Annotated in this window: 25 protein-coding genes; 8 read left to right on the forward strand and 17 right to left on the reverse strand. The window is 71.7% G+C overall.

The annotated features are described in order from the left end of the window. Positions 1–3: 3 nt before the first annotated feature. Genes CHC05_RS02395 through CHC05_RS02405 form a run of 3 tightly spaced genes read left to right on the forward strand, consistent with a single transcriptional unit; the run spans position 4 to position 2716 of the window. Entirely contained in the window at positions 4–855 is an 852-nt protein-coding gene (locus tag CHC05_RS02395; protein WP_089244124.1) for an ABC transporter permease, read from the forward strand. Continuing rightward, a complete protein-coding gene (locus CHC05_RS02400; protein ID WP_089244126.1) occupies positions 843–1661 on the forward strand; it encodes an ABC transporter permease in 819 nt (272 codons plus the stop codon). The genes CHC05_RS02395 and CHC05_RS02400 overlap by 13 nt, the downstream gene beginning before the upstream one ends. Beyond that, a complete protein-coding gene (locus CHC05_RS02405; RefSeq protein WP_245870623.1) occupies positions 1658–2716 on the forward strand; it encodes an ABC transporter ATP-binding protein in 1059 nt (352 codons plus the stop codon). Before CHC05_RS02400 ends, CHC05_RS02405 begins: the two co-directional genes overlap by 4 nt. On the opposite strand, the gene CHC05_RS02410 is transcribed toward CHC05_RS02405, so the two are convergent. The 7 genes from CHC05_RS02410 to CHC05_RS02440 form a co-directional block, all read right to left on the reverse strand. Then, positions 2700–3011, reverse strand: a complete 312-nt coding sequence (locus CHC05_RS02410; protein WP_089244130.1) for a hypothetical protein — start codon at positions 3009–3011, stop codon at positions 2700–2702. The two genes, CHC05_RS02405 and CHC05_RS02410, sit on opposite strands and share 17 nt — an antisense overlap. Positions 3012–3095: 84 nt before the next feature. After that, on the reverse strand, positions 3096–4988 hold the full coding sequence (locus CHC05_RS02415; RefSeq protein ID WP_089244132.1) for a Xaa-Pro dipeptidyl-peptidase: 1893 nt from the start codon (positions 4986–4988) through the stop codon (positions 3096–3098). Between the two features lie 129 nt (positions 4989–5117). After that, the gene (locus tag CHC05_RS02420) at positions 5118–6053 is read right to left on the reverse strand and encodes a sugar kinase (protein ID WP_089244134.1); all 936 of its coding nucleotides are present in this window, start codon (positions 6051–6053) and stop codon (positions 5118–5120) included. Then, positions 6050–6664, reverse strand: coding sequence for a bifunctional 4-hydroxy-2-oxoglutarate aldolase/2-dehydro-3-deoxy-phosphogluconate aldolase (locus tag CHC05_RS02425; RefSeq protein ID WP_089244136.1), 615 nt, complete (start codon positions 6662–6664; stop codon positions 6050–6052). The genes CHC05_RS02420 and CHC05_RS02425 overlap by 4 nt, the downstream gene beginning before the upstream one ends. Then, the gene (locus CHC05_RS02430) at positions 6664–7485 is read right to left on the reverse strand and encodes a hypothetical protein (protein ID WP_089244138.1); all 822 of its coding nucleotides are present in this window, start codon (positions 7483–7485) and stop codon (positions 6664–6666) included. The genes CHC05_RS02425 and CHC05_RS02430 overlap by 1 nt, the downstream gene beginning before the upstream one ends. Next, the gene (dgoD, locus tag CHC05_RS02435; protein ID WP_089244140.1) at positions 7479–8648 is read right to left on the reverse strand and encodes a galactonate dehydratase; all 1170 of its coding nucleotides are present in this window, start codon (positions 8646–8648) and stop codon (positions 7479–7481) included. Before dgoD ends, CHC05_RS02430 begins: the two co-directional genes overlap by 7 nt. Beyond that, positions 8645–9364, reverse strand: coding sequence for an SDR family NAD(P)-dependent oxidoreductase (locus CHC05_RS02440; protein ID WP_089244142.1), 720 nt, complete (start codon positions 9362–9364; stop codon positions 8645–8647). Before CHC05_RS02440 ends, dgoD begins: the two co-directional genes overlap by 4 nt. A 100-nt stretch (positions 9365–9464) precedes the next feature. Here CHC05_RS02440 and CHC05_RS02445 point away from each other — a divergent pair, with 100 nt between their 5' ends. Continuing rightward, positions 9465–10328 (forward strand): AraC family transcriptional regulator, encoded by an 864-nt coding sequence (locus tag CHC05_RS02445; RefSeq protein ID WP_089244144.1) that lies wholly within the window; start codon positions 9465–9467, stop codon positions 10326–10328. Here the strand turns inward: CHC05_RS02445 and CHC05_RS02450 are convergent, their stop codons facing one another. Genes CHC05_RS02450 through CHC05_RS02470 form a run of 5 tightly spaced genes read right to left on the reverse strand, consistent with a single transcriptional unit; the run spans position 10329 to position 17953 of the window. Then, entirely contained in the window at positions 10329–12452 is a 2124-nt protein-coding gene (locus tag CHC05_RS02450; RefSeq protein WP_089244146.1) for an alpha-galactosidase, read from the reverse strand. It lies immediately after the preceding gene. After that, on the reverse strand, positions 12449–13294 hold the full coding sequence (locus tag CHC05_RS02455) for a carbohydrate ABC transporter permease (RefSeq protein ID WP_089244148.1): 846 nt from the start codon (positions 13292–13294) through the stop codon (positions 12449–12451). The genes CHC05_RS02450 and CHC05_RS02455 overlap by 4 nt, the downstream gene beginning before the upstream one ends. Then, positions 13287–14216: a carbohydrate ABC transporter permease gene (locus CHC05_RS02460; RefSeq protein WP_089244150.1), complete on the reverse strand. Its 930-nt coding sequence runs from the start codon at positions 14214–14216 to the stop codon at positions 13287–13289. Before CHC05_RS02460 ends, CHC05_RS02455 begins: the two co-directional genes overlap by 8 nt. Further along, positions 14213–15469: an ABC transporter substrate-binding protein gene (locus tag CHC05_RS02465; RefSeq protein ID WP_089244152.1), complete on the reverse strand. Its 1257-nt coding sequence runs from the start codon at positions 15467–15469 to the stop codon at positions 14213–14215. Before CHC05_RS02465 ends, CHC05_RS02460 begins: the two co-directional genes overlap by 4 nt. A gap of 30 nt (positions 15470–15499) precedes the next feature. Beyond that, positions 15500–17953 (reverse strand): glycoside hydrolase family 97 catalytic domain-containing protein, encoded by a 2454-nt coding sequence (locus CHC05_RS02470; protein ID WP_179266018.1) that lies wholly within the window; start codon positions 17951–17953, stop codon positions 15500–15502. A gap of 145 nt (positions 17954–18098) precedes the next feature. On the opposite strand from CHC05_RS02470, the gene CHC05_RS42970 reads away from it, so the two are divergent. Beyond that, positions 18099–18230: a hypothetical protein gene (locus CHC05_RS42970; RefSeq protein ID WP_281257636.1), complete on the forward strand. Its 132-nt coding sequence runs from the start codon at positions 18099–18101 to the stop codon at positions 18228–18230. 1 nt (position 18231) lies between these two features. Here CHC05_RS42970 and CHC05_RS02475 read toward each other — a convergent pair whose 3' ends face one another. The 3 genes from CHC05_RS02475 to CHC05_RS02485 all read right to left on the reverse strand — a co-directional run bounded on the left by CHC05_RS02475 (position 18232) and on the right by CHC05_RS02485 (position 20529). Beyond that, positions 18232–18711, reverse strand: coding sequence for an MSMEG_0567/Sll0786 family nitrogen starvation N-acetyltransferase (locus tag CHC05_RS02475; protein ID WP_218824394.1), 480 nt, complete (start codon positions 18709–18711; stop codon positions 18232–18234). A gap of 2 nt (positions 18712–18713) precedes the next feature. Beyond that, positions 18714–19841: an MSMEG_0568 family radical SAM protein gene (locus tag CHC05_RS02480; protein ID WP_089244156.1), complete on the reverse strand. Its 1128-nt coding sequence runs from the start codon at positions 19839–19841 to the stop codon at positions 18714–18716. A 73-nt stretch (positions 19842–19914) separates the two neighbouring features. Continuing rightward, a complete protein-coding gene (locus tag CHC05_RS02485; RefSeq protein WP_089244158.1) occupies positions 19915–20529 on the reverse strand; it encodes a hypothetical protein in 615 nt (204 codons plus the stop codon). Positions 20530–20649: 120 nt separating this feature from the next. Here CHC05_RS02485 and CHC05_RS02490 point away from each other — a divergent pair, with 120 nt between their 5' ends. The 3 genes from CHC05_RS02490 to CHC05_RS02500 are packed head-to-tail and all read left to right on the forward strand — an operon-like array spanning position 20650 to position 24199. Continuing rightward, positions 20650–21603: a carbamate kinase gene (locus CHC05_RS02490; protein ID WP_089244160.1), complete on the forward strand. Its 954-nt coding sequence runs from the start codon at positions 20650–20652 to the stop codon at positions 21601–21603. Beyond that, on the forward strand, positions 21600–23081 hold the full coding sequence (locus tag CHC05_RS02495) for an AllF/FdrA family protein (RefSeq protein ID WP_218824395.1): 1482 nt from the start codon (positions 21600–21602) through the stop codon (positions 23079–23081). Before CHC05_RS02490 ends, CHC05_RS02495 begins: the two co-directional genes overlap by 4 nt. Continuing rightward, positions 23078–24199 carry an MSMEG_0565 family glycosyltransferase gene (locus tag CHC05_RS02500; protein WP_089244162.1) on the forward strand — a complete coding sequence of 374 codons (1122 nt, stop codon included), beginning with the start codon at positions 23078–23080 and terminating at the stop codon, positions 24197–24199. Before CHC05_RS02495 ends, CHC05_RS02500 begins: the two co-directional genes overlap by 4 nt. On the opposite strand, the gene CHC05_RS02505 is transcribed toward CHC05_RS02500, so the two are convergent. Then, positions 24194–25051 carry an amidohydrolase family protein gene (locus tag CHC05_RS02505; protein WP_089244164.1) on the reverse strand — a complete coding sequence of 286 codons (858 nt, stop codon included), beginning with the start codon at positions 25049–25051 and terminating at the stop codon, positions 24194–24196. The two genes, CHC05_RS02500 and CHC05_RS02505, sit on opposite strands and share 6 nt — an antisense overlap. After that, positions 25051–25539, reverse strand: coding sequence for an MSMEG_0572/Sll0783 family nitrogen starvation response protein (locus tag CHC05_RS02510; protein ID WP_089244166.1), 489 nt, complete (start codon positions 25537–25539; stop codon positions 25051–25053). Before CHC05_RS02510 ends, CHC05_RS02505 begins: the two co-directional genes overlap by 1 nt. Between the last annotated feature and the right edge of the window lie 13 nt (positions 25540–25552).

Consider the following 25552-nt stretch of genomic DNA (forward strand, 5'->3'; position numbering starts at 1 on the left):
TCGATGAGCAGGCGTCTTCGTGACCTCCTCGGCGTGGTCCCGTTCTTCGTCTTCGTGGGCGTCTTCCTGGTCATCCCCACGCTGGTGGTGGCGATCGGCGCGTTCCTCGGCGACGACGGGCGGGCCACCCTGGACAACGTGACGGCCCTGGCCGACGGCTACATCGTCCAGGCGTTCGTCCGCAGCATCGTGCTCTCCGCGGTGACCGCGATCCTGGGGGCCGTGATCGGCGCCCTGCTCGGCTACGCCCTGGTGACCGCCGAGCCGGACAGCACCGTCCGGCGGGTGGTCACCTCGGCGTGCGGCGTGCTGGCCCAGTTCGGCGGCGTGACGCTGGCGTTCGCGTTCATGGCCACGATCGGCCTGAGCGGCTTCGTCACGCTGTTCCTGCGCGACTCGCTCGGCGTCGACATCTTCGCCGGCGGCGTGTGGCTCTACGACCTGCCGGGGCTGGTGCTGGTCTACACGTACTTCCAGATCCCGTTGATGGTCATCGTGTTCCTGCCCGCCCTGGACGGCATCCGTCCACAGTGGCGGGAGGCGACCGAGAGCCTCGGCGGGTCGACCTGGTACTACTGGCGGCGGGTGGCGGGGCCGTTGTTGGCGCCGGCGTTCATCGGCTCCACACTGCTGCTGTTCGCGAACGCATTCTCGGCGTACGCGACGGCGGCCGCTCTGGTCAGCCAGGGCAGCCCGATCGTGCCGCTGCAGATCCGCTCGGCGCTGACCAGCGAGGTGCTGCTCGGCCGCGAGAACGTCGGCAAGGCGATGGCGCTGGGCATGGTCGTGGTCGTCGCGGTCGTCATGGCCCTGTACGCCCTGTTGCAGCGGAGGACGTCGCGATGGCTGGACTAGTGCGCCGCCGGGCCCGTCGACAGGCGGTCCTGCGCTGGGTCGTCGTCGGCGTCCTCTCGTTTGTGTTCCTACTCCCCCTGTTCGCCCTGCTCGAGTTCACGACCCGCGGACCCGGCGACACGCTGACGTGGGACACCTGGCGTCTGCTGGTCGACTGGCCCGCGCTCGAAGAGACGTACCCGGTGCTGTGGACCGGCATGAAGGCGTCCTTCTGGCTCGTGCTCCTGTCCGTGGCGCTGACCCTCGTGTTGCTCGTGCCGACCGTGGTCTGGGTGCGCCTGAGGCTGCCCCGGCTGCGCCGGCTCGTGGAGTTCCTCTGCCTGCTGCCGTTGACGATCCCGGCCATCGTGCTCGTCGTCGGCCTGGCACCGGTGTACGCCTGGGTCGTCTACTTCGTCGGCGGGTCCTCGGTGACGCTCTTCCTCGCGTACACCATTCTGGCCCTGCCCTTCGCCTATCGGGCGATCGACACCGGGCTGTCCGCGATCGACGTGCGCACGCTCGCCGAGGCCGCCCGCAGCCTCGGCGCCGGCTGGCTCACGGTCATGTGGCGGGTCGTGCTGCCGAACATCCGCTCCGCCGTGCTCTCCGCGGCGTTCCTCACCGTGGCTCTGGTGCTCGGCGAGTTCACCATCGCGTCGCTGCTCAACCGCGACAACCTGCAGGTCGCCATCAACCAGCTCGGCAAGAGCAGCGCCACCATCTCGTTCGCGGTGTCCCTCGCCGCACTGGTCCTCGCCTTCGTCCTGCTGTATCTGCTCTCCTTCGTCGGCCGCCGGCGCCGTCGGGAAAGGTCGGTCCCGTGACGACAACGGCCGTGTCCACCGGAGTGGCGGTGCGCCTGGAAGAGGTCAGCCGGCGCTTCGGCACCGTGCAGGCCCTCGACGGCCTCGACCTCGACCTGGCGCCGGGCGAGCTCGTCGCGCTGCTCGGCCCGTCCGGATGCGGGAAGACGACCGCGTTGCGGATCCTGGCCGGGCTGGAGGACGCGGACTCGGGCCGGATCCTGGTCGGCGGCAAGGACGTCGCCGGCGTGCCGGTCAACCGCCGCGACATGGGCATGGTGTTCCAGGCGTACAGCCTGTTCCCGCACCTGACCGCCGCCGAGAACGTCGAGTTCGGGCTGCGCCTGCGCCGGCAGTCGGCGGCGGCGCGGCGCCGGCGGGCGTTGGAGATGCTCGAGCTGGTCGGGATCGGCACCCACGCCGCGCGTTTCCCGCAGCAGCTCTCGGGCGGCCAGCAGCAGCGGGTGGCGCTGGCCCGGGCGCTGGCGATCCAGCCGCAGGTGCTGCTCCTCGACGAGCCGCTGTCGGCCCTGGACGCGAAGGTGCGCCTGCAGCTCCGCGACGAGATCCGCCGCATCCAGTTGGAGGTCGGCACCACGACCCTGTTCGTCACCCACGACCAGGAGGAGGCCCTCGCGCTGGCGGACCGCGTCGGCGTGATGCAGGCCGGGCGCCTCGAACAGATCGGGTCGCCGGAGGACATCTACCGCAACCCGGCGACGCCCTTCGTGGCGTCGTTCGTGGGGCTCAGCAACCGGTTGGCGGGCGTCCTCGGGGCCGATGGCGTGTCGGTGCTCGGAACGCCGTTGCCGGTGTTGAACGCCTCCGTCGCGCCCGGGCCGGTCGAGGCGCTGGTGCGACCGGAGTCGGTCGACCTGACGGCGGACCCTTTGGCTGATGCTCGGGTGGTCGCGGTGAGCTTCCTCGGCCCGCTGGCCCGGGTGACGGTGTCCCTGCCCGACGAGACGCTCGTCGTGGCGCAGGTGTCGAGCGCACGGCTGGCGGACCTGCCGCCCGGCACAGCCGTGCGCGTGACCCTGCTGCCGATCCCGGTCGTCGTCAGCAGCCCGCGGTGAGGTTGGCGCAGTACATCATCCCGCGGTACACCTCGTACTCACCGGTGTAGCGGACTGAGTACCACCTGTTGCCGACCGAGTTGTAGGTGTAGGTGCTCCACTGCACCCGGACGCCGGCCGGCAGGCTGACGACGACATCGCAGGTGCTGGCGTCGCACTCGCGGATCGGCCCACCCCGCGACGTCGTGTTCTTCCAGGTGACCGGCGGCGGCACCGCTGCCTCAGCCGGAACAGCGGTCCCACCGAGAATCAACGCGGCGGCGGGCAGGGTGGCGGCGAGCTTGGAGATGCGCACAGCAGGTCCTCCATCGTGTGGGGCGTGCCCCGGAAATCGGGCACGCCCCAGACGATCGATTACAGACCTTGTGAAAACCTTGCGTCAGAAGCCGAGGACGGCCTTGCCGCCGACGACCGGCAGGCGGATCTCACTGTCGTTCGGTGCCACCGTCAGCTCGGTGCCGCCCAGCGGGAGCAGGGTGTAGTCCTGGTCGCTGGAGAAGACCACCACGCCGATCTGGTGGCCCGTCTGGAAGATGTAGTCCTTCGGCTCCATCGTCCACTTGAAGTCGTACATCTTGCCCTGCTTGAGCTTCTCGGTCTTCGAGGCGCTCTTGCGGTTCTGCGGGTCCATCCAGCCCCGGGTCACCACGACCGGCGCGGCGGTCGAGCCGGCCACGCCGTAGTCGACCAGGTACGCCGTCAGGTTGGCGTCCGGCTTGTTCTCGATGGCCATCCGCAGGCGCATCTCCGGACGGCCGGAGATCCGGACGTTCTGGGTCAGCGCCGGCGAGACGTACGCGAGCCGGTTCGGGCTGGCCGTTTCCGGACCGGCCACCAGCGTGCGCGGCGCGATCGTGCGGCCCTCGTCGACGAAGCTCTGCTCGACCTTGCCCTTGGGCGCCTTGCCGGTCGTCAGCGTGCCGGTGCCGGTCGAGCTGGTCGCGGCGAACCGGACGGCCACCTCCTTGGCCGCGTTGTCCGGCCAGTTGGCGTACGTCGTGTAGTTGCGGTCCTCGCGCTGCACGACGGCCGTCGGCTCGTCCATGATGCCGTTGCGGACGTTCCAGAGCCAGAAGTCGAACCAGCGGTTCTCGGTCTGCTTGTACGTCCAGGCCTGGCCGCTCGGCAGCGTCACGGTCGCGCTGTTGCCCGGGCCGCCGTGGCCGCCCTGGTGGAGCCAGATCTTGCGCGGGACGTCCTTCTTGGCGAGCTCGTCCCACCAGCCGGCGAAGTTCTCGGTCTTGACGTTCCAGTCGTTCAGACCGTGTACGACGAACACGCTCGCCTTCACGTCGCTGGCGTCGCGGTAGTCGCGGTCCTCCCAGAACTTGGAGTAGTCACCGGTGACCCGGTCCTGCTTCTGGGTGATGTCGTCGAGCTCGTCGAGGCACTTGCCCTCGGCCCGCGCCTGACCCGCGGTGTACTGGGCCAGGATGTCGAGGTCCTCGCCCTGGTACGTGCCCGGGGCGACGACGAGGCCGTTGGCCCGGTAGTAGTCGTACCAGCTGCTGATCGCGGAGACCGGGACGATCGTCTTGAGGCCCTTGACCCCGGTCGTGGCGACCTGGTTGGGCAGCGTGCCGTTGTAGGAGACGCCGGTCATGCCGACCGCGCCGGTGGTCCAGGTGGCCTTGACCGGCGCACCCGCGGCGTCGAACGCCTTGGCCCGGCCGTTCAGCCAGTCGATGACCGCCTTGGTGCCGAGGGTCTCGGCCTGGTCACCGCTGGTCGGGCAGCCGTCCGAGTCGCCGGTGCCGACGCTCTGGCCGAGCACCACGGCGTAGCCGCGGGGCACGTAGTAGTCGTCGAGCGAGCCGGGCAGGTTGGCCTTGGCCGCGGCGTTCGGGTTCGGGGTCGGGCCCGCGGCCGCGCGCTGCAGCGCCGAGTGGCCGGACAAGCCGTTCTGCGGCAGGTCGTCCACCAGCACGCTCGGGTACGGGACGTCGTCCCAGGTGTCCTTGCGGTACGGGCTCTGCTCGAAGATCACGGGGACCTTGAAGCCCTGGGTGGCGGTCTCGGCGGGGCGCGAGATGTCGATCGCGACCCGGTCGAGCTGGCCGTCGTGGTCGGTGTCCACCGGGGTCTGGACGTAGACCCGCTCCTCGATCGCGTCGGCGAACGAGAAGACCGGCTGCGTCATGCCGTCGGCGACCACGATGTGCGGCGGCGGGGTGTCGGCCGGCGCAGCGGCGGCCGGTGAGGCGGCGACGGCCGCGAGCAGCGTGCCGGACATCGCGACGCCGAGCATTGCCAGACTGGAAGGTCTGCGCATGAACGTCTCCGTTCGAGAGGGACTCACCGAGGGGTATCGGCGGGAGTGGATCATGATGATCCACTCGCTCATGTTAAGCCCGTCTCGCGTTCCGGCCCGGCCCCCGACCGATGATGATGATCACGAACATCAGCGCAGTGTGGACTCCGGGCCCGTGTCGAGCAGGTCGAGCTCCGACCGGGTCGGCAGGCCTTCCCAGTCGCCGGGTGAGGCGACGGCGAACGCTCCCGTGGTGACCGCGCGGTCCAGGCGGCCCGTCAGGTCCAGGTCGTCCAGCAGGCCCGACAGGTAGCCGGCGACGAAGGCGTCCCCGGCTCCCACCACATCGACGACGCGGACCCGCCTGGCCGGGGTGTGGACGGTCTCCCGCGTGGTGTGGCCGGTCGCGCCGGCCGCGCCGCGTTTGACGACCACCTCGGTCACTCCCGCGTCGAGCAGGGCGGCCACCCGGTCGGCTTCCGTCGTGGCCGTGGGCGGCGCGATCAGGTCCAGCTCGTCGTCGGACGCGACGACCACCGACAGCGACGGGACCAGCGGGCGCAGGGCCGCCGCCGCTTGGTCGCGGTCCCAGAGGCGGCTTCGGTAGTTGACGTCGAGGCACACGCGAACACCCGAGCGGGCCGCTGCCGCCACAGCCGACGCGGGCGCGGGTCCGAGGGCCGGGGTGATGCCCGTGACGTGCAGCAGCCTGGGCGGTGGGTCGAGTGCGGGCAAGACGTCCCCGCTCGACAGGTACGAGGCCGCGGAGCCGGCCCGGTGATAGGTGACCCGGACGACGTCGCCGATCCGGCGCTCGAACAGCAACAGACCCGTCGGTCCCCGCGAGTCGACCCGGGCGTGCGTGACGTCGACCCCCTCCGCGCGCAGGGTACGCAGCACGAGCTCGCCCGGCTCGTCGCGTCCGACCAGGCCGGTCCAGCGGACCCGGTGGCCCAGCCGGGCCAGGCCGATCGCGACGTTGGACTCGGCGCCCGCGACCGAGAGGCGCATCGTCCCGCCCAGGCGGATCGGGCCGTCGGCCCGCAGCGCGGCCATCGTCTCGCCGAAGGTGGCGACGTCGATCACAGGGCCTCCCGGAAGGCCCGGATCCGGGTCCGCAGGTCGTCGATGCTCCCACCGGCGGCGGCATCGCCCACCAGCGGCGAGCCCACCCCGACGGCCACCGCACCGGCCGCCAGGTAGTCGGTCGCCTCCGCCACGCCGACCCCACCGACCGGCACGAACGGCACCTCCGGGAACGGGTCGCGCAGCGCGCGCAGGTGACGCACGCCGCCGAGCGACGCGGGAAACAGCTTGATGGCGGTGGCTCCGGCGCCGAGCGCGGCCACCACCTCGGTCGGGGTGAGCGCGCCGGCCAGCACCGGCAGGCCCAGAGCGCGCCCGGCCGACACCCCCGCGCTCACCGCCGGAGTGACGAGGAAGGAAGCGCCGGCGTCGGCCGCGGCCCGGGCGTCGTCGGCGGTGACCACCGTGCCGGCACCGAGGTGCACCTCCGGTCCGAGAGCAGCGCGTGCCTCGCGGAGCACCGTCAGCGCGTCCCGTGTCACCAGGGAGACCTCGACCAGGTCGACGCCCTCTTCGAACAAGGTCAGCACGGTACGCGTGGCCGCGCGCGCGTCCGGACCACGCACGATCGCCAGCAGACGCCGGGCCGCCAACGTGGAGAGGAAAGCCATCAGTCCATCCGTTCCGCGGCCAGCACGAGCCGCCAGCTCAGTTCGCCCGACGGCGGGACCACCGCCGCGTCGCCGGGGCCCGCTTCCGCGAGGTCGAAGACGGTGCCGAGCATCGGTTCGACGCCGACGCTGCGATACGGCGCCCCCGTGGGGAAGCCGCCGAGGTTCCGCCACAGCGCGGTGGCGACCGGCACGCCCGCCGGAGCCTCCACCCGCAGGGAGAGCACGTCGGGACCGTCCACCACCCGTGCCCCGGCGCAGCACAGCACCACGCCCACGGCGGTGCCGTCGTCGGGGCCGAGCCGGTCGAGCTCCAGCCCGTGCGGCGCAGGCCAGGAGCCGTCGAGATAGGGGGCCGCACCCGGCCAGCCGCCACGCAGCAGTGGCGCCGCCTCGGGATACAGGCGGGCGGGGGTCCCGTGCGGTGCGACGATCCGGGCCCGCTCGCTGAGGTCGAGCAGGGCGTGCCCCGCCCACACGAACCGGAACCCCGGGTCGGCGGACAGCCGGTAGGTGGCCACGACCGCACCGGCCTCGTCGGTGACGGCGCGCGACAGCTCGAAGCCAAGACAGCTCACCGTGCCGCAGGCCGCGGAGCCGGTCCACGGACGGCTCCACGCGTCGCCGTGGTCGGGCAGCCCGCGGACCGTGGGTACGCACTCTTCGAGGCCACCGGCGTCCACGAAGGCCGACCCCGGCCCGACCGTGGACCGCGCGGGATCGTCGCGAAACCACAACCACTCACGGCCGCCGCCGGCCAGGGAGGTCCAGCGACCGCCCTGGCCCAGGTCGAAGCGCGCGACCAAGGGGACCGTCACCATTCGGCGAACCCACCGTCGTCGTGCCGCCAGACCGGGTTGCGCCACGCGTGTCCCGCCTGGGACGCCCGCCGCACCGCGGCCTCGTCGATCGCGACGCCCAGCCCGGGCCCGATCGGCCGGGCGGCGTACCCGTCATTGAACGCGAACACGCTCGTGTCGGCCACGTAGTCGAGCAGGTCGGCGCCCTCGTTGTAGTGGATGCCGATCGAGTGCTCCTGGATCAGGAAGTTCGGCGTCGCGAAGGCGACCTGGAGGCTGGCGGCGAGGGCGATCGGGCCGAGCGGGCAGTGCGGGGCGAGCTGGGCGTCCCACACCTCCGCGAGGGCGGCGATCCGGCGGGTCTCCGAAATGCCGCCGGCGTGCGACAGGTCGGGCTGCACCACGGCCACCCCGGCCTCCAGCGCGGGCCGGAAGTCCCACCGCGAGTAGAGCCGCTCGCCCGTCGCGACCGGGACCGTGCTGGCGGTCACGACGTCGCGCAGCAGGTGGGGCCGGTCGGGCAGGACAGGCTCTTCCACGAACATCGGCTGGTACGGGGCGATGAGCGGCAGGATCCGCCGGGCGTCCGCCGCGCCGACGCGGCCGTGGAAGTCGACCGCGACGTCGCGGTGCGGGCCGAGCACCTCCCGGGCCAGCGCGACCCGGTCCACCACGCCGGCCACGTCGGCGACGGTCGCCAGCGCGGGCATGCGGCCGGTGGCGTTCATCTTGACCGCGGTGAAGCCCTCGTCGAGCCGCGCCGCGATGTTCTCGGCCAACGCGCTCGGCTCGTCGCCGCCGACCCAGGCGTACATCCGGACCCGGTCGCGGACCGGGCCACCGAGCAGCGCGTGGACCGGTACGCCGTAGGCCTTGCCCGCGATGTCCCACAACGCCTGGTCGAGGCCGGCCAGCGCGCTGGACAGCACCGGACCGCCGCGATAGAAGCCGCCCTTGGCGAGGACCTGCCAGTGGTCCTCGATGCGCAGCGGGTCCTGGCCGACCAGGTACTCGGCCAGCACCTCGACGGTCGCGCGGACCGCCTCGGCGCGGCCCTCCACGATGGGCTCGCCCCAGCCGACGACGCCCTGGTCGGTCTCGATCCGGCAGAACAGCCAGCGCGGCGGCACGACGAACGTCTCGACGCGGACGATCCGGCCGGCGGCGCCGTGGTCCGGCGTCATGCGGAGTCCTTCATAGCGGTCCAGCCGCCGTCGACGACGAGGCAGGCGCCGGTGATGTACGAGCTCTCGTCGCTGGCCAGGAACGTGACCGCGGCGGCGACCTCGGAAGGCCGGCCGAACCGGCCGGCCGCGGTGGCGGCGACGCTGCGAACGCGGTCGGCCTCGCTGACGTCGTCCCAGGCGGAGGTGAGGATCGGTCCGGGTAGGACGGTGTTGACCCGGACGTGCGGGCCGTACTCCACCGCCAGCTGGCGGCCGAGCGCCACCAGGCCGCCCTTGGCCGCGGCATAGGCGGGGTGACCGGGCAGGCCGACCACCGCGTGCACCGAGGAGCTCAACACAACGGCGCCCCCGGCCTCGCGCAGGAGCCCGACGCACTCGTGGACGGCCAGGTAGGTCGCTTTGAGGTTGACCGCGATCTGCCGGTCCCAGTCGCGCTCGGACAGCTCGTGGGCCGGCGCCCGGACGGTGACGCTCGCGTTGCTGTGCACCACGTCCAGCCGCCCGAACTCGGCGCGCGCCGTGTCGGCGACCCGCCGCCAGATCGCGGCCTCGGCGACGTCACCGGTGATCGTCAGGACACCGGCCCGGTCGGGGAGCTGGTCGGCCACGTCCACCGCGATCACCCGCGCGCCCTCGGCCACAAACCGCTCGACCACCGCGGCGCCGATCCCGCCGGCCGCGCCGGTCACCACGGCGACCTTTCCCGACAACATGTTTCCCACGCGGCCAGTCAACCGGCGACCGCCCGCGTGGGCAATGGCTGATGCTCGCCTCCACCTGGACAATCCGATGCCGTTTGCGAATACTAGGCCGATGCCGATCCAGGAGGGCTTCCGCAACCAGCGACTGACGGTCGTCCCACGCCGGGTCGTCGTCGAGACCGCTGCCCGCCCGGTGACCCGGCGCCTGCTGGTGACCGACACCGGCTACTACCCGGCCGCCGCGGATCACCTGATGGAACGCCCTTCCGGCATCGAGGAGACCGTGCTCATCGTCTGCGCGGCGGGCACCGGCTGGGCCAACATCGCCGGCACGCAACACCGGGTCGGCGCCGGCATGGCGCTGGTGGTGCCCAGCGGCACGCCACACGCGTACGGCGCCTCGGCGACCAACCCCTGGACAATCTGGTGGTGTCACCTGCGCGGCACCGACCTACCCGAACTGATCGAGGAGATCGGTGCCAGCGCGATCCGGCCGGTGGTGCCGATCCGGCGGCTCGACCGCGCGGTCGCCATGCTCGACGAGATCGTGACCACCCTGGAACGGGACCACTCGCCGGCGAGCCTGACCGGCGCGGCCGGAGCCGCCTGGAAACTGCTGACGCAGATCGTGGTCGACCGCGCCATGCCGTTGCCGGGTGATCCGCTGCAGCGCGCGATGGCCTATCTCGCCGAGCGGTTGGCGAGCACCGTCCGGGTGGCCGACCTGGCGTCGCTGGTCGGGGTCTCGCCGTCCCACCTCAGCGCGCTGTTCCGCCGCGCCACCGGGGGCGGTGTGCTCGCACACCACACCGCCCTCCGGATGGCCCAGGCCCGCAACCTCCTCGACACGACCGACGCGACCGTCGCCACCATCGCCCGCGAGGTCGGCTATCCGGACCCGTTCTACTTCTCGCGGCACTTCAAGCGGATGCACGAGGCCAGCCCGAGCGAATACCGCAACCGCGCGAAGGGCTAGCTAGCGGGCCACGACGTGCAACAGCACGGACCGGTCGACGTCCAGCGATGGCGCCTCGATGCCGACGAGCCGCAACACCCGCCCGGGCAGGACCACGCCGGCACGCTGCCACGGCGGCAGCACTGCGTCGGCCGCGGGCGCGGACCCCGGATGGACGGCGGAGACGGCGTACGTCCGGAGATCGTCCAATCCCGGCAGGCGAATCCGCCCCGGCGGCCAGGTCGACGGCCGCTCGACGACGCTGAAGGCGTAGAGCGCCTCCGCCCGGTCCGCCGCGACGACGCCTTCGAGGCGCAACGCCGCGTCGGGCAGGTCGGCATGGACCACGTCGCCCGAGTGCAGCAGCGCCCGGTGCCGCTTGTGGAAGGCGACCCACCGCGCGATCGCGGCCCGCGTCTCCTCGTCGGCCGTGAGCAGGTTGACCTCGACGCCCAGGTGTCCCCACAGCGCCTTCTCGGCCCGGTAGTCGAGCGGATGCGTCCGGTGCGTGGTGTGCGACTCCTCCGCACCGAGGTGGGTGCCCTGCAGCTCCGGCGGCACCAACAGCCCGGTCCACCGCTGGATCTCCAGGCGCTCGTGCGGGTCGTTGCAGTCGCTGGGCCAGACCCGGTCGGTGAACTCGAGCACGCCGAGGTCGATCCGCCCGCCACCGCTGGCGCACGACTCGATCTCCAGCCCCGGGTGGGCCGCCTTGAGCTCCGCCATCATCCGGTACGCCTGCTCGACCTGGACCCGTACTCCCGGCCGGCCGTCGGGGGTGTGGCCGGCGTCGAGCAGATACCGGTTGTGGTCCCACTTGATGTACGCGATGCCCAGCGCACCGACCAGCTCGCTCGTCCGCTCGAACACGTGGGCGTACGCGCCAGGGTGCCCGAGGTCGAGCACGTGCTGGTGCCGCGACGGCAGGCCGGCACCGTGTCCCGCGTCGAATATCCACTCTGGATGCTCGCGCGCCAGATCGGAGTCGAGGTTGACCATCTCGGGCTCGAACCAGAGCCCGAAGTCCATGCCGAGCTCGCGCACCCGGGCGACGAGCGGCTCCAGTCCGTTGGGCCACACGGCCGGGTCGACCGTCCAGTCGCCCAGGGACGTGGTGTCGTCGCGCCGTCCGAGGAACCAGCCGTCGTCCAGCACGAACCGCTCGGCACCGACCTCCGCGCCCCGCTCGGCCAGGGCGGCCAAGGTGTCGAGGTCGTGGTCGAAGTAGACCGCCTCCCAGGTGTTGAGCACGACGGGCCGAGGAGAGCGAGAAGTCTGCCGCAGGTGGCGGTGGAACCGCCCGGCGAGCTCGTCCAGGCCGACTCCCCACGACCCGTACTGCCACGGGCTGCGGTAGGCCTCGCCCGGCCCGAGCACCACCTCGGACGGCAGCAGCACCTCGCCCGCGGTCAGGTGCCGCGTGCCCGCCGGCATCCGCTCCGCGGCGAGCACCTGGTTGCCGCTCCACGCGAGGTGGGTCGCCCAGACGAGCCCGTGCCGGAAGCCGAAACCCGCCTCGCCTGCGGCCAGCAGCAGCGTGTGCTCCAGCCCGGGCTTGCCGCCGCGCGAGGTCCGCGCCCACTCCCCCACGTGGAACGGCCGGCGCTGCGGCACCCGCTCGAGCGCCCAGCGGCCGGTCAGGTCGAGGATCTCGGTCGCCTCCGACGGCACGGGAAGGGCCAGTTCGAGAGCGCCGATCCGGTACGGCGCCCCAGCCGCGTTCGTGACCACGGCCCGCTGGCGCACGAGCCCGCTCGCCGCGAGCACCTGCAGCGAAAGCTCCAGCTCCAGGCCGTACTCGGGGTCGTGCGCCAAGCTGACCAGCACCGGCCCGTCGGCCGTGTCGTCGACCCGCGCGGTCGCGTCGCGGAACTTCGGCGCCCAGCGGCGCCCGTCACTGTCCCCGACCAGCCCGGGCCGGCCGAGCCAACCCTCGGCGAGCTGCGGCAGCACCGGCACCGGCTGCGGGTAGGTGACCGCGCTGTCCCCGATGGCGGGCAGCGCCGCCACCCGCAGGTCGTCCAGCGCGGCGGACCCGACCTCGCCGAGGTCTGGCCCCCAGTGCAGGATGCGGGGCAGCCGGCCGCCGTCGACGGCGACGACCAGGCTGGTGCCGCCCGCCCGCAGATGGATCGTGTCTGTCATCCCTTGATCCCACTTCCCGCGATACCCGCGAAGAACTGACGTTGCAGAACGAGGAACACGGTGATCAGCGGGATCGAGCACACGAACGCGCCCGCCATCAGCGTGGGGTAGTCGGTGCCGAACTGGCCCTGCAGTCCGGCGAGACCCACCGACAGCGGGCGGTTCTCCCCCGACGGCGAGACGATCAGGGGCCAGAGCAGGTCGTTCCAGGAGTAGAGCCCGGTGAGCACGGCGAGGGCGGCGACGGTCGGCCGGGCCATCGGCAGCATGATGTGCCAGAAGACCTGGAACGGGTTGGCGCCGTCGAGCCGGGCCGCCTCCTCGTAGTCGTCGGGCATGCTCAGGAACGCCTGCCGCATCAGGAACGTGCCGAACGCCGAGAACAGGCCGGGAATGGCCAGCGCCGGCAGCGTGTCGAGCAGCTCCAGATCCCGGATCAGGCCGTACTGGCCGATCAGGAAGAGCTGGCTCGGCACCATCAGCATGGCCAGGAACAGGCCGTGCAGCAGGCCGCGGCCGCGGAACGGGATGCGCGCGAACGCGTACCCGGCGAGCGCGGCGACGACGACCTGCCCGCCGACCCGCAGCACGAGCGCGCCGGCGGAGACCGCGAACATCGACCAGAACGGCACCGTGTCGAAGAACGTCTCGAACGCGTGCAGGCTCCAACCGTGCGGCAGGATCGTCGGCGGGATCCTGGTCACCTCGGCGGTCGACTTGAACACGGTGAGGAGCTGCCAGGCGAACGGCACCACCATGAAGGCGGCCGCGGCGGCGAGGATCAGGTGCAGGTGCCAGCGCCTGGCCCGCCGGGGCCCGCGCCGGAGGGTGGACTCAGTCATAGAAGACCCAGGATCTCTGCAGACGGAACTGGAGCGCCGTCGCGATCATGATGACGAGCAGGAGCACGACCGCGATGGCGGCGCCGTAGCCCTGGTGGAACTGGACGAACGCCTTCTCGTAGAACAGGTAGACGATGGTCTTCGAGTCGGCCAGCGCCGTGTTGTTCACCCCGCGCAGCATGATGAAGTTCAGGTCGAACATCTGCAGCGCGCCGATGACGCTGAGCACGGTGACGAAGAAGATGCTGGGGCTCAGCAGCGGCACGGTGATCCGGAAGAACTGCCGCACCCGGCCGGCACCGTCCAATGCGGACGCTTCGTACACGGCCTTCGGAATGGCCGTCAGGCCCGCGCCCAGGATGATGAGGTTGATGCCGAGGCCCATCCAGATGCCGACCACGCCGAACGCGTAGATCGTGAACCGCGGGTCGGCCACCCAGTACTGGCCGTCGACGCCGACCCAGGACAGCACGGTGTTGAGGAGCCCGAAGTCGCCGTTGTAGATGAAGCGCCAGACCATGCCGATGGCGACGGGCAGGGTGACCACGGGCAGGAAGAACAGCACGCGGTAGATCGCGCGTCCCCGCCCGACCTGCTCGATCAGCGCGGCCAGCGCGATGGCGATCGGAACTCCGAGCAGCACGATCGCGGTGTAGAGCGCCGAGTTGCGGAACGCCTGCCAGAACTCCGGGTCGTGGAGCAGCGCCGTGTAGTTGTCGGTGCCGACCCAGGTCGCCGGCCCGAACGCCGGCACGTCCTGGAAGCTGTCGACCACGGTCCGCAGGAACGGCCACACGTAGAGCGCCAGCAGGCCGATCGTGGCCGGGGCGATGAAGGCCAGCGCCCACCACCCGTTGGGAGCGGAAACGCCCCCGCGGCGGCCGGACGGCCGCCGCGGAAGCTTCGTTGCCGAGGACGTCATTTCTTGGCGAGCACCTGGTCGACGGCGGTCTGGTACTCCTTGGCCGCGTCCGCCACGGGCTTCTTCCCGCTCCACGCGGGACCGAGGTACTGCGTGGCGAGCCCCTGCCACTCGGACGCGTTGCCCGCGACCGGCAGCGGCACGCTGTAGTCGGTGGCGTCGATGAAGACCTGGAGCTTGTACTCCGGCATCGAGTCGAGCCACGGCTGCTGCGTGCCCTTGTACGCGGGAAGCACCGTGCCGGTGGCCGCCTGGATCTCGGCCGCCTTCGAACCGCCGAGGAAGGCGAGGAACTTCTTGAGCTGCTCCGGGTGCTTGCTGCCGGCGTAGCCCGCGTTGCCGATGCCGCTGGTGACGGTGGCCCGCTTGACACCCTGCGGCAGCGGCGCGACGTCGACCTTGCCCTTCAACGCCGCGTTGTTGTGGAACCGCAGCGCCCAGTACGCACCCGAGAAGTACATGGCGACCTTCTGGTTCTCGAACATGGAGACGGCCTCGGTGTCCGAGAGCTGCTCCAGCGTCGGAGACGCCTTGGCGGCCTGGAGGTCGGTCCAGAACTTCAGGCCCTCGACGCCCGCCGGGCTGCCGAAGTCGGACGCGGTGCCGTCGGCGTTGATGATCGAGCCGCCGGCCTGCAGGATCGTGTTGTAGAAGCCGCCCTGCGCGTCGATCGGCGCCGCGATGCCGAACACGCCCTTGGCCGGGTCGGTCAGCTTCTTCGCCGCGTCCTGCGCGTCCTGCCAGGTCCAGGTGTCGTCGGGATACTTGACGCCGGCGGCGTCGAACAGCGCCTTGTTGTACCAGATGCCGTTGGTGTCGAAGTCCTTCGGCAGGGCGAAGAGCTTCCCGTCGTACGTGTACGAGTCCGAGACCGCCTTCGGGTACACGCTCAGGTCGATGTTGTTCGCCTTCACCGTGTCCGACATGTCGACCAGCTGGCCGCCCTTGGCGTACTCGCGGAAGTGGTCGGCGAGCATCCAGAACGCGTCCGGCGCGGTGCCGCCGGCGGCGCCGACCTGGAGCGTCGTCCAGTACTCGGTCCACGGCAGCGTCTGCACCTTGATGGTGATGTCGGGGTTGGCCTTCTGGAACTCGTCGGCGATCTGCTGCATCGCCGGCGTCTGGTCCTCGCTCCAGTTCGCGTACGTGAGGGTGACCTTCTCACCGGACGCCCCGTCGGACTGTCCCGAGCAGGCGCTGAGCAGGGTGACCGCCGCGGCCAGGGCCGTGGCGGCGATCCACCTACGTTTCATGGTGCTCCTCTGATGATGGGGTGGGGGATTTCAGACGTGGACGGTGGTGTCGACCCAGTCGACGTGGACGCCGGGGTCGTCGGTCGCGCCACGCAGGCTGAGCGTCCGCATGCCGTGGACCGGGAGGCTGAACGGCGTGACGGGCTTGCCCGCCTCGACGTCGGCGGCGAAGATCTCGTGCCCGTCGGCGAGCACGCTGACCCGGGCCCGGCCGGTCGACTCGTCGTCGACGCCGACCGCGCCGGCGAACGTCTCGGCGCGGCCGCCGAGGTGGAACGTGGCCTCGGAGGCCGGGGCGGTGCCGAGGCCACGCTCGAACTCCTGGCCCGCGACGCGCATCCGCTGCCCGTCGCGGGGGTTGCCGCCGCCGTTGGACTGGTCGCGCTCGACCGGGCCGTCGGCGTTGGCGAAGGAGAGCATCGGCAGGTCCGACAGCGCGTACGCGCCCGGTGTCAGCGGGTACACGATCCGCGCGTGGGCGACCACGGGGACGACGCCGTCGCCGTCCCGCTCGACGGTGACGACACCGAGCTGCCCGGGCCGCAGGGACGAGTCGGGGCGGACGAGCCAGCCGGTCTCGCCGACCCGGTCGGCCGACCAGCCGAGGGGCAGCCGCAGCCGGGCGCCCGGGTCGGTTGTCAGGCTTGCGGTGCCGTCCGGGCCGAGCTCGGCGACCGCCGGGTGCACGACCGGCGCGGGGTGCGTCGGCCGGGGCTCGGCCCGGAACACCTCGGTGCCGGCCGGTGCCACGATCGCGACGAAGCCGCCGTCGCGGGCCACCTCGACGGTGAAAACGTCCTCGGCGGTGACGGTCCGCTCGGCGAGCCCGGTCGCGTCGTCGCCGACGATCCACACCTGGGCGTCCGGCCCCACGCCTAGCCGCTCCAGCGGCACCTCGATCGTCCGGGCCTCGCCGGTCGCGATACAGCCCACGAACCAGCGGTCGCCGGCCCGGCGGGCGATGACCGCGTGGCTGTCGGGGTCACCGGCCAGCAGGGCCGTCTCGTCCCAGGCCGGTGCCAGTTCCGCCAGGAAGCGCGCGGCGAGCGGTCGATCCGCGTACGCGTCGACATGGTCCGCGAAATGGGTGATCCCGGCCTCGAACGCCACCGAGAGTCCGAGCTCGTGGCCGTCGCTGGTCGTGCGGTTCGGTGCGCCGAACGCGACCGGGGTGGCGTCCATGCCACCGACGATGTTGCGGGTGAACGGCTGGATCACGTTGTGCGCGGCGGTCAGCGCCTGGTCCGCGAAGAACACGTAGTACTCGGCGCCGCGGATCGCCTCGTACCCGATGACCTGCGGGAAGGTCCGGGCCCAGCCGCGCGGGATGACCGAGCCGTGGAAGTTCACCATGAGGCCGAGCCGGGCGGTCTCCGTGAGCACCGAGTCGTACCAGCGGTAGCGGTCCTTCGACTCGGACTCCATGAAGTCGACCTTGATCCCGGCCACGCCCCAGGAGCGCCACAGCGCTAACTTGCGGAGGTCCTCGGGGGTGTTGAGGTCGCGCCAGATGGTCCAGAGGTGCACCTGGATGCCGCGGCGGCTCGCGTACGCGACGATCTCGGGAACCCAGGTCTCCTCCCATCCGCAGTCGATGAGCAGGTGCTCCCACCCGAGGTCGGCGGCGACGTCGACGAAGTGCTTCTGCTTGTCGAGCCGCGCGCCCGAGTAGAAGTCGGACCACCACGACCAGGCGGCGCGCCCCGGCCGGACCCAGGTCGCGTCGGCCAGCTCCGGTGAGACCGGCGGCGCCAGCTCGTCGACCAGCAGCGACTCCACGAGCTCGGGCAGGGTGCCGACGAGGATGACGCGCCACGGGGTGACCTCGCCGCGGGCGACCTCGACGCTGTCGTCGGCCAGGGTGAAGCGCAGGGTCCGGCCGCCGCCCGGCTCCGGGTCGCCGGCGACGACGTGGGCGCCGGCGAACCGGCCGTCGATGCCCGACTCGGTGACCAGGATGTGCGCTGTGTTGTCCAAGCGGCTCAGGAACGGGAAGCCGTACGCACCGGGGGCCAGGTCGGTCGTGTCGACGCCGAACCGGGGTGTCTCGTACCAGGTCTGGTAGTCGAGGACCCAGTTCCGGGACCGCGCGGGAAGCGTGATCGCGGTCCGGTCGCCGGTGATCCGGGCGGTGCCGTCGAGCTTCGGCAGGACGTAGCGGAACGCCACCCCGTCCCGCGCGGTACGCACGACGACCTGCCACTCGAGCCCGTCGCCGGTGCGGAAGGTGTGCGTGCTCTCGTGGTGCTCGTACGCGTGGGATCCCACCGATTTGCCCGAGCGAAGCCGGAACCGATCACTGACCGTCCGCTCAGAAACCCGGACGAGCTCGGCATTCACCCCAACTTCGTTGCCGTTGACGGCGAAGCCGAGCGGGATCCGGTCAAGGACGATCTCGCCGTGCCAGGTCACGGTCAGCTCGACACCGGCGTCCGAGTTCCGGACGACGGCGCCCACCGGCCGGGGGCGTATCTCGTCGCTCAACACTTTGCTCCATGTGCTGCGGGCCGTTCATGCACCTGACGTGTTCCGGTGCGACGGTATAGGTCCCGACATGCTCGCCCACATGGGGTTTCTTACTTGTTGCATGGACGATCCGACGATCCGCCGACCGCCCTATCGTGGTGCCATGAGCAAGCGGAAGAAGACCGGCCGAGGCCCTCGATGCCCCCGCGACGACGCCGCGCTGTCCCCCACCAGTCGCGACCCCGACGAGCCCTGGACCTGCCCGACCTGCGGCGGCCAGTTCCGGGTCCGCTGACCTAGCGGGGACCGCGGCCCAGGTCGATGGCCATGGGTTGGTGCGGTAGGCCCGCGTAGGTTTCGAGGTCGCCGTCCCGGTGCCAGCCCAGCCGTTCGAAGAAGCGCACGTTGGCGAGTTGGATGTGGGCCACCATGACCGAGCCCCCTCGGGCGCCCGCCGTGTCGACCGCGAAGCGGACCAGGGGTGCGCCCAGGCCGTACGCGCGGAACTCCGGAAGCACCGCGAGTCGATCGCCCTGCCAGCGGCGGCCCGCGGCGTCGAGGGGGAACAGCCGCACCGATCCGCCGATCGTGCCGTCGACGTCGCCGATCACGGGGATCGTGGAAGGGCGGGCGTCGTGGGCGTCGCGGTCCGAGCCCGCGAAGATGTGCTGTTCCGCCACGAAGACGCGGTGCCGGACGGCGTGGTGCGCGGCCAGGTCCGCGGCCGAGGTGGCCACCCGGCACCCGATGCGGAGGCGTTCGGCCTGGCGCGGCACGGTCAGGAGGCGGGTCGGCGGCCGATTTGCAGCAGCGGCTCCATCGAGCTGAGCCCTGAGCAGGCCTGGCAGCGGGCGCAGCCAGCCTTCGCGGTCGCCGTGGTCATCCGGCGGTCCGACAGATAGGCGAGGACCTTCGAATAGATCGGCCGCGTGTACGCCTGCGACGGCGGTTTCCACTCGCCCATCAGGCTCCCCGACACCGGCCGCAACGGCACGACGAACGGGTAGACGCCCAGGTCGATCGCCCGTTGGCAGCCCTCGACCGTGAGCTCCGGGTCCTCGCCCATGCCCAGGATGACGTACGTGGAGACCTGCCCCTCGCCGAACGCCGCGACCGCCCGCTCCCACGCGGTGAAGTAGCCCTCGATGCCCGTGCGGGCCTTGCCCGGCGCGACGCGGGCCAGCACGGCGGGGTCGAACGTCTCGACGTGGATGCCCACCGAGTCGATGCCCATGGCTGCCACCTGGTCGATGACGTCGAGGTCGTCGGGCGGCTCGAACTGCACCTCGACCGGCAGCCCGCTGGCCCGCTTGACCGCCTCGCCGCAACGGCCGACGTACAACGCTCCGCGGTCGACGGACCGGGTGCTGCCGGTGGTCAGCGTGGCGTCGACCGCGCCGTCCAGGTCGCGGGCCGCGACGGCGACCTCGGCGAGCTGCTCGGGGGTCTTGCGGGCGATCGTGCGGCCGGACTCCAACGACAGGCCGATGCCGCAGAACGTGCACTGGTCGGCGTTGCCCCAGTAGGCGCAGTGCTGCACGACCGTGCTCGCCACCGAGTCGAGATGCAGCAGGGCGATGTGCCAGTACGGCACCCCGTCGGCGGTGGTGAGGTCGTAGTAGCGGGGGCGGCGCTGCGTCGTGGCCGAGGCCAGCCGCGAGCCGTCTCGGTAGATGCCGTAGCCGTCGTCCTCGGGCCGCAGCACATAGGGCGACGCGGCGGCGACCGGGCCGGTGGGCGCGGTGACCGGGTAGCCCTCGATCCACAGCATCCCGCAGTCGGTGGGGCCGGCGCCGCCGGAGCGCTGTTCGATCTGGGCTTCGACCCGCAGGCCGCGGGCCTGGACGTCGAGGATCAGCGCGCTCGCGGCCTCGGAGATCCGGGTGGGGCTCGCTGTCGACGTCATGTCTGGAACCTCCCGGGGAGTGTCACCTCGATCTGTGATACCACGGGGAGCGTCTACGAAGATAGTAGGCTCATCAACTTTCCGATTCGACCGACCGGCGTTCATCCTCCACCGTCGACTCCCAGGTGGCCCGGTCGTCGAACTCCGCCACCCGGAAGTCACCGACGCCCGGGTACACCTCGATCCGGTACAGCGGCGCACCGCTGTCCGGGTCGGCGACCACCGACCTGACGAGGACCGTTCCGCTGTGGACGTGCGCCTCCACCCACCGCGCCGACGCACCCCGCCACGCCGCCGCGTCGGGCTGCTCCAGCACGGCCCAGGCCAACCCGGCGGCCCGCGCCCGGTCCAGGGCCCGCGCCCGCAGCGCCGCCGCCTGCTCGCCCAGCAGGGCCCGGAACCGCGCGGCCAGCGCCGCCGAGACCACCATGTCGGGATCCAGCCCAGCCACAGGTACGCCGCCCGTGACGTCCCCGTCGTCCAGCCAGCCACGCACCGAAGCCTCCGCGGCCGCGAGCTCGTCCAGGTTGGTGCACGTCTCCGCGAGCCGGCCGGCCAGCCGCCCGACCAGCCGCACCGCACGCTCGTAGAGGTCGGTGTCGACCATCGCCAGTGGATAGAGCCGATCCTCGGCGGCGCGCAGTCTCCGCGCGAAAGCGGCGTGCTCAGCGGGCACGGGTCCGGACATTCGCCTCACCGACCTTCGCAGGGCTCTTGGCACAGCTAGCGGCGTTCACTATCGTCAGCTTCGCACGTCGGATCCTAGACATGCACCGGCGCCCTCGCACCGTTGCGGGAAGGAAGCCCAGTGCAAAGGACAGCGGTTGTCGCGCTCGGAGGAAACGCGTTCACCCGTGCCGGACAGCGTGGCACGCAGCGGGAACTGGCGTCCAACGCCACCGCGATGGCGCAGGCCGTGCACCGGCTGCGGCTCGGCGGTTGGCGGGTCGTCGTCGCACACGGCAACGGACCGCAGGTCGGCAACCTGGCGATCCAGCACGAGGCCGGGGAGCCCGCGGTGCCGGCGCTCCCCCTGCCCACCCTGGTCGCGATGACCCAGGGCCAGTTGGGCAGCCTGTTCTGCCTGGCCCTGCGCGAGGTCTCGGGCGGCCGGCCACCCGACGCGGTCACCCTGGTCTCGCACGTCCGGGTCGACGCCGCCGATCCGGCGTTCACCCGACCCACCAAGCCGATCGGCCCGTTCCTGTCCGCCGAGGACACCGCGCGACACCCGGGCTGGACCACGGCGGACGATGCCGGGCGAGGCCACCGGCGGGTGGTCGCGTCGCCCCCGCCACTGGAGATCGTGGAGATCGACGCGATCCGCAAGCTGCTCGACGAGGGCTTCGTCGTGGTCGCGGCCGGTGGCGGTGGCGTGCCGGTCGCCGCCGACGGCGACCACCTCGTCGCCGTCGAGGCCGTGATCGACAAGGACCTCGCGGCGGCGCTGCTCGCGACCGCCGTCGGCGCCACGGCCCTCGTGCTCGTGACCGACGTCGACACCGTGATGCTGGACTTCGGCACTCCCCGGGAGCGGGCGATCACCACGGTCGGCGCCGACGAGATGCGCGGCCATCTGCGCGACGGCCAGTTCCCCGAGGGCAGCATGGGTCCGAAGGTCCGGGCCGCGTTGCGGTTCCTCGACGCGGGCGGCGGCTGCGCCGTCATCACCCGCCCCTGGCTGGTGCCGAGCGCCCTGTCCGGTGACCCGGGCCGCGCGACCCGGATCGTGCGGGGCATGGCGGGACGGGGTGCCGCGTGACCAAAGCGATCAGGATCCTGCCCGACGTGTACGTCGACTCGGTCGTCCAACTCGCCGGCACCCGCTCGATGCGCGACGTCGCCGGCGTCGAGTGGGCGGCGGTGGCCATGGCGACCACCGCCACCGTCGAGAGTCTCCGGGAGCAGGGGTTCGACCCCGCCGGGGCCGGCGCCGGCGACCTGGTGCTGGCCGTTCGGGCCACCGACGACACCAGCGCGGAGACGGCGCTGGACGCGGCGCACCGCACGCTGTTCGAGAGACGCGGGGGCCCGGCACGCGACGAGACGGCCGTGCCCCGATCGCTGGACGACGCGCTGCGCGCGCAGCCCGAGTCCACAGTGGCCGTGATCTCCGTACCCGGTGACTATGCCGCCCTCGAAGCCCACAAAGCGCTCGCCCGCGGCCTGGACGTGCTGCTGTTCAGCGACAACGTCCCGGTCGAGCAGGAGATCGCGCTCAAGGACCACGCCGTCAGTCGTGGCCGCCTCCTGATGGGTCCGGGCGCCGGCACGGCAGTGCTCGGCGGCGTCGGCCTCGGCTTCTCCAACGCGGTGCGCCGCGGCCCGGTCGGAGTGATCGCCGCGGCCGGCACCGGGGCCCAGGAGGCGATGGCCCTGCTGGACCGCTGGGGTTCGGGAGTCTCCCAGGTCATCGGGTTGGGCGGGCGCGATCTCTCCGAGGCCGTCGGCGGACGGATGGCCGCACAGGCGATGAAGGTCCTGTCCGACGACCCGGACACCGAGGTGATTCTCCTGGTGTCCAAGCCGCCCGCCGAGTCGGTGGCGCGCCGGATCCTGGCTGATGCGGGCAAGCCCGTTGTCACCGCGCTCATCGGCCTGGCCGACGGCACGATCGAAGGCGGCGTCACCGCCGCCCTCAGCCGACTGGGGAAGACGCCACCGGACCCCACCCGCCGGCACGGCCCCGACCTCGGCGACGTCATCGCCCGCCTCGCGCCGGAGCGCACCACGGTCCGCGGCCTCTACTCGGGCGGCACCCTCTGCTACGAGGCATTGGTGCTGCTCGGCCGCACGATCGGCCCGGTCTGGTCGAACACCCCGATCGACAAGGGGTACGGGCTCCCCGCCCCACCGCACGCCAGCGTCTGCCTGGACCTCGGCGAAGAGGAGTACACCCGTGGCCGGCCGCACCCGATGATCGACCCGGAGACCCGGATCGGCCTGCTGCGCGACCTGCGCGACGATCCAGACGTCGCGGTGGTGCTGCTGGACGTCGTGCTGGGCCACGGCTCCCACCCGGACCCGGCGGGCCAGCTCGCCTCCGCGTGCGCCGACCTCCACGGGCCACAGGTCGTCGTGTACGTCCTCGGCACCGAGGCGGATCCGCAGGGCTACGACGACCAGGTGCGCACCCTCGTCGAGGCCGGCTGCATCGTGACCGAGACGGCGGCCCGGGCCGCGCTGACCGCCGCCGCGATCGTCAAGCGCGACGCCAGCATCGCGGGGGCACAGCTATGAGAGTCGGCCTGCTCACCTATTCCACCCGCCCGCGCGGCGGCGTCGTACACACCCTGGCTGTCGCCGAGGCGCTCGCGGCAGCCGGGGTCGACGTCCACGTCTTCGGCCTTGGCACCCCCGGCGAGCAGTTCTTCCGCCCGACGACCGTGCCGTTCACGCTCTTCCCGGCACCGACGGACACGACGTCGCTCGAGGAGAAGGTCTTCGCGTCCATCGACTCGCTCACCACCGGCCTGGCCGCGGTCGCGGACCGGTTCGACGTGCTGCACTCGCAGGACTGCATCTCGGCCCGCGCCGCAGCCCGAGTGCGGGACGCCGGAGCCGCGGTGACAGTCGTGCGGACCGTCCACCACGTTGACGACTTCACCACCCAGGCCCTGATCGACTGCCAGCGCAAGGCGATCGTCGAGCCCGACCACGTCCTCGTCGTCAGCGACTACTGGCGGCGCCAGCTGCACGAGGAGTACGGCATCACCGCGCGGATCGTCCGCAATGGAGTCGACCCGGCCCGCTTCCTCCCGATCGAGCCGCAACGTGCGGCCGCGCTGCGCGCCACCCTCGGCGCCGACGACCGCTTCGTGTTCCTGACCGTCGGTGGCGTGGAGCCGCGCAAGGGCACGAAGACGCTGTTCGAGGCGCTGGACATCCTGCGCGACCGGGGCCGGCACCCGGTGCTGGCCGTCATCGGCGGCCACTCGTTCCGCGACTACGGGCAGTACGAGCGGGAGGCGATGGGGATGGTGTCCGCACTGGGCATCGACGTCGTCCGGCTGGGCACGCTCGCGGACGAGGAGGTGGCCGCCTGGTACCGCGGCGCCGACGCGCTCGCCTTCCCCTCCCTCAACGAGGGCTTCGGCCTGGCCGTGCTCGAAGCGCTCGCGGCGGACCTGCCGGTGGTCGCCAGCCGCCTGCCGGTGTTCCGCGAGTTCCTGGTCGACGAGCGGGACGCGCTGCTGCCGACGCCCGGCGACCCGTACGCCCTCGCGGACGCCCTGGAACGGGTCATGACCGACGCCACGCTGCGCAAGACGTTGGTGGAAGGCGGGCGGGCGGTGGTGCCGTCGTTCACCTGGGCGGCCTCCGCCGCCCGCCACGTCGCGATCTACCAGTCCCTATGAGCCGTAGAGCTCCTCGTAGTTGCGGTACAGGATCCGCTGCTTGAGCTCGTCGCTGACCGGCGCGCCCTGGATCTTCCAGTACTCGCCCCAGAAGTCGCTCCAGGGCTCGTCCGAGGCGAACAGCACCCGATCCGCGCCGACACCGCGCTTCTCGATCTCGGTCATCAGCCAGCGTGCCCCGAATCCGATGGTCCAGGTGGTGTCGCAGTAGACCCGGTAGCCCTGCTCGACCCAGTCCAGGAACCGCGGCACCAGCTTGATGTGCCCGCTCACGCCGCCACCGAAGTGCACCAGGTAGATCTTGATGCGCTTGCCATACTGCTCGACCAGCGGGATGAAGTTGTTGATGTCCGACGCGCCGCCGGCACTGGTGTGGAAGTGGAACACCAGGTCGTGCCGCTCGGCCGCGGCGAAGCACGCCTCGGCGAGTTCGCGGGTGTCGTCGTCCCACGTGTTGGGGTCGGGGTTGCCGCCGAGCAGGAACGTGGTCTTCAGCGCGACGATCCCGGGCTCGCCCGCGTGCTTGAGCGTCTCGAGGGTCCGCTCCTTGTTCTGCGGCAGGATCGACACCCACAGGCCGCCGACGAGCCGGTCGTTCGCCGCCACCGTGTCGATGACCAGCGGGTTGAGCGAGAACGCCTGGTCCTGCACGGGGATGCCGTAGTTGGGCAGCACGAGCCCGCGCTCCACGCCCACGCCGTCGAGGTGCCGCAGGTAGTCCCGGCCGTCCGCGAACTCGTACACGGTCGGCTTGACCGGCTCCTTGAGGTCGTAGAACTTCCAGGCCTGCATCGCACCGATGTGGCTGTGCGCGTCGACCACCCGCCCGCGGACCTTGTCGGGCTGGGCCATCAAACGGTCCAGGTGTTCATCTGGAAGGCGCCTTCCTTCCAGGCCGTGAGCGCCGAGTCCAGCACGTCGAGCGGGTTGAACGGGGTGATGCCCGGGATCAGGTCGTCCTCGCGGAACCCGTACAGCGCGCCCATCGCGAACCGGCACGCGTAGATCGTCGCGCCTTCCTTGAGCAGCGTCTTGATCTGGTTGTTGATCGCCAGGTGGCCCGGGAACGCCTCCTGGCCGACGCCGGGGTAGCCGCGGGTGCCGGAGGCGAGCAGCACGCCCGGTCCATACAGGACGATGTTGACGTCGAAGCCCTTGCGGACGAGGCGGGTCGAGGTGAGCAGGTTGACCAGGGCGACGGAGCCTTCGTACGGCACGGTGTGGATGAAGATGAACGCCTTCTGCCCGGGCTCGGCCTGGATGTCGGGGAACACCTTCTCTTCCGCGTTGTACAGTCGCTCGCCCTCGGCCGGCAGTTCGGTGGTGACGGTCTTCGGCACGGTGGCCTCCTCG

The organism is Asanoa hainanensis (assembly GCF_900188485.1).
Classification (GTDB): Bacteria; Actinomycetota; Actinomycetes; order Mycobacteriales; family Micromonosporaceae; genus Asanoa; species Asanoa hainanensis.

Excerpts from the sequence above, each read along its gene's own strand:
- CHC05_RS02395 (WP_089244124.1), top strand. The coding sequence starts at position 4 with ATGAGCAGGCGTCTTCGTGACCTCCTCGGCGTGGTCCCGTTCTTCGTC.
- CHC05_RS02400 (WP_089244126.1), top strand. The coding sequence starts at position 843 with ATGGCTGGACTAGTGCGCCGCCGGGCCCGTCGACAGGCGGTCCTGCGC.
- CHC05_RS02415 (WP_089244132.1), bottom strand. The coding sequence starts at position 4,988 with ATGCGCAGACCTTCCAGTCTGGCAATGCTCGGCGTCGCGATGTCCGGC.
- CHC05_RS02425 (WP_089244136.1), bottom strand. The coding sequence starts at position 6,664 with ATGGCTTTCCTCTCCACGTTGGCGGCCCGGCGTCTGCTGGCGATCGTG.
- CHC05_RS02430 (WP_089244138.1), bottom strand. The coding sequence starts at position 7,485 with ATGGTGACGGTCCCCTTGGTCGCGCGCTTCGACCTGGGCCAGGGCGGT.
- dgoD (WP_089244140.1), bottom strand. The coding sequence starts at position 8,648 with ATGACGCCGGACCACGGCGCCGCCGGCCGGATCGTCCGCGTCGAGACG.
- CHC05_RS02440 (WP_089244142.1), bottom strand. The coding sequence starts at position 9,364 with ATGTTGTCGGGAAAGGTCGCCGTGGTGACCGGCGCGGCCGGCGGGATC.
- CHC05_RS02445 (WP_089244144.1), top strand. The coding sequence starts at position 9,465 with ATGCCGATCCAGGAGGGCTTCCGCAACCAGCGACTGACGGTCGTCCCA.
- CHC05_RS02450 (WP_089244146.1), bottom strand. The coding sequence starts at position 12,452 with ATGACAGACACGATCCATCTGCGGGCGGGCGGCACCAGCCTGGTCGTC.
- CHC05_RS02455 (WP_089244148.1), bottom strand. The coding sequence starts at position 13,294 with ATGACTGAGTCCACCCTCCGGCGCGGGCCCCGGCGGGCCAGGCGCTGG.
- CHC05_RS02460 (WP_089244150.1), bottom strand. The coding sequence starts at position 14,216 with ATGACGTCCTCGGCAACGAAGCTTCCGCGGCGGCCGTCCGGCCGCCGC.
- CHC05_RS02465 (WP_089244152.1), bottom strand. The coding sequence starts at position 15,469 with ATGAAACGTAGGTGGATCGCCGCCACGGCCCTGGCCGCGGCGGTCACC.
- CHC05_RS42970 (WP_281257636.1), top strand. The coding sequence starts at position 18,099 with ATGAGCAAGCGGAAGAAGACCGGCCGAGGCCCTCGATGCCCCCGCGAC.
- CHC05_RS02480 (WP_089244156.1), bottom strand. The coding sequence starts at position 19,841 with ATGACGTCGACAGCGAGCCCCACCCGGATCTCCGAGGCCGCGAGCGCG.
- CHC05_RS02485 (WP_089244158.1), bottom strand. The coding sequence starts at position 20,529 with ATGTCCGGACCCGTGCCCGCTGAGCACGCCGCTTTCGCGCGGAGACTG.
- CHC05_RS02500 (WP_089244162.1), top strand. The coding sequence starts at position 23,078 with ATGAGAGTCGGCCTGCTCACCTATTCCACCCGCCCGCGCGGCGGCGTC.
- CHC05_RS02505 (WP_089244164.1), bottom strand. The coding sequence starts at position 25,051 with ATGGCCCAGCCCGACAAGGTCCGCGGGCGGGTGGTCGACGCGCACAGC.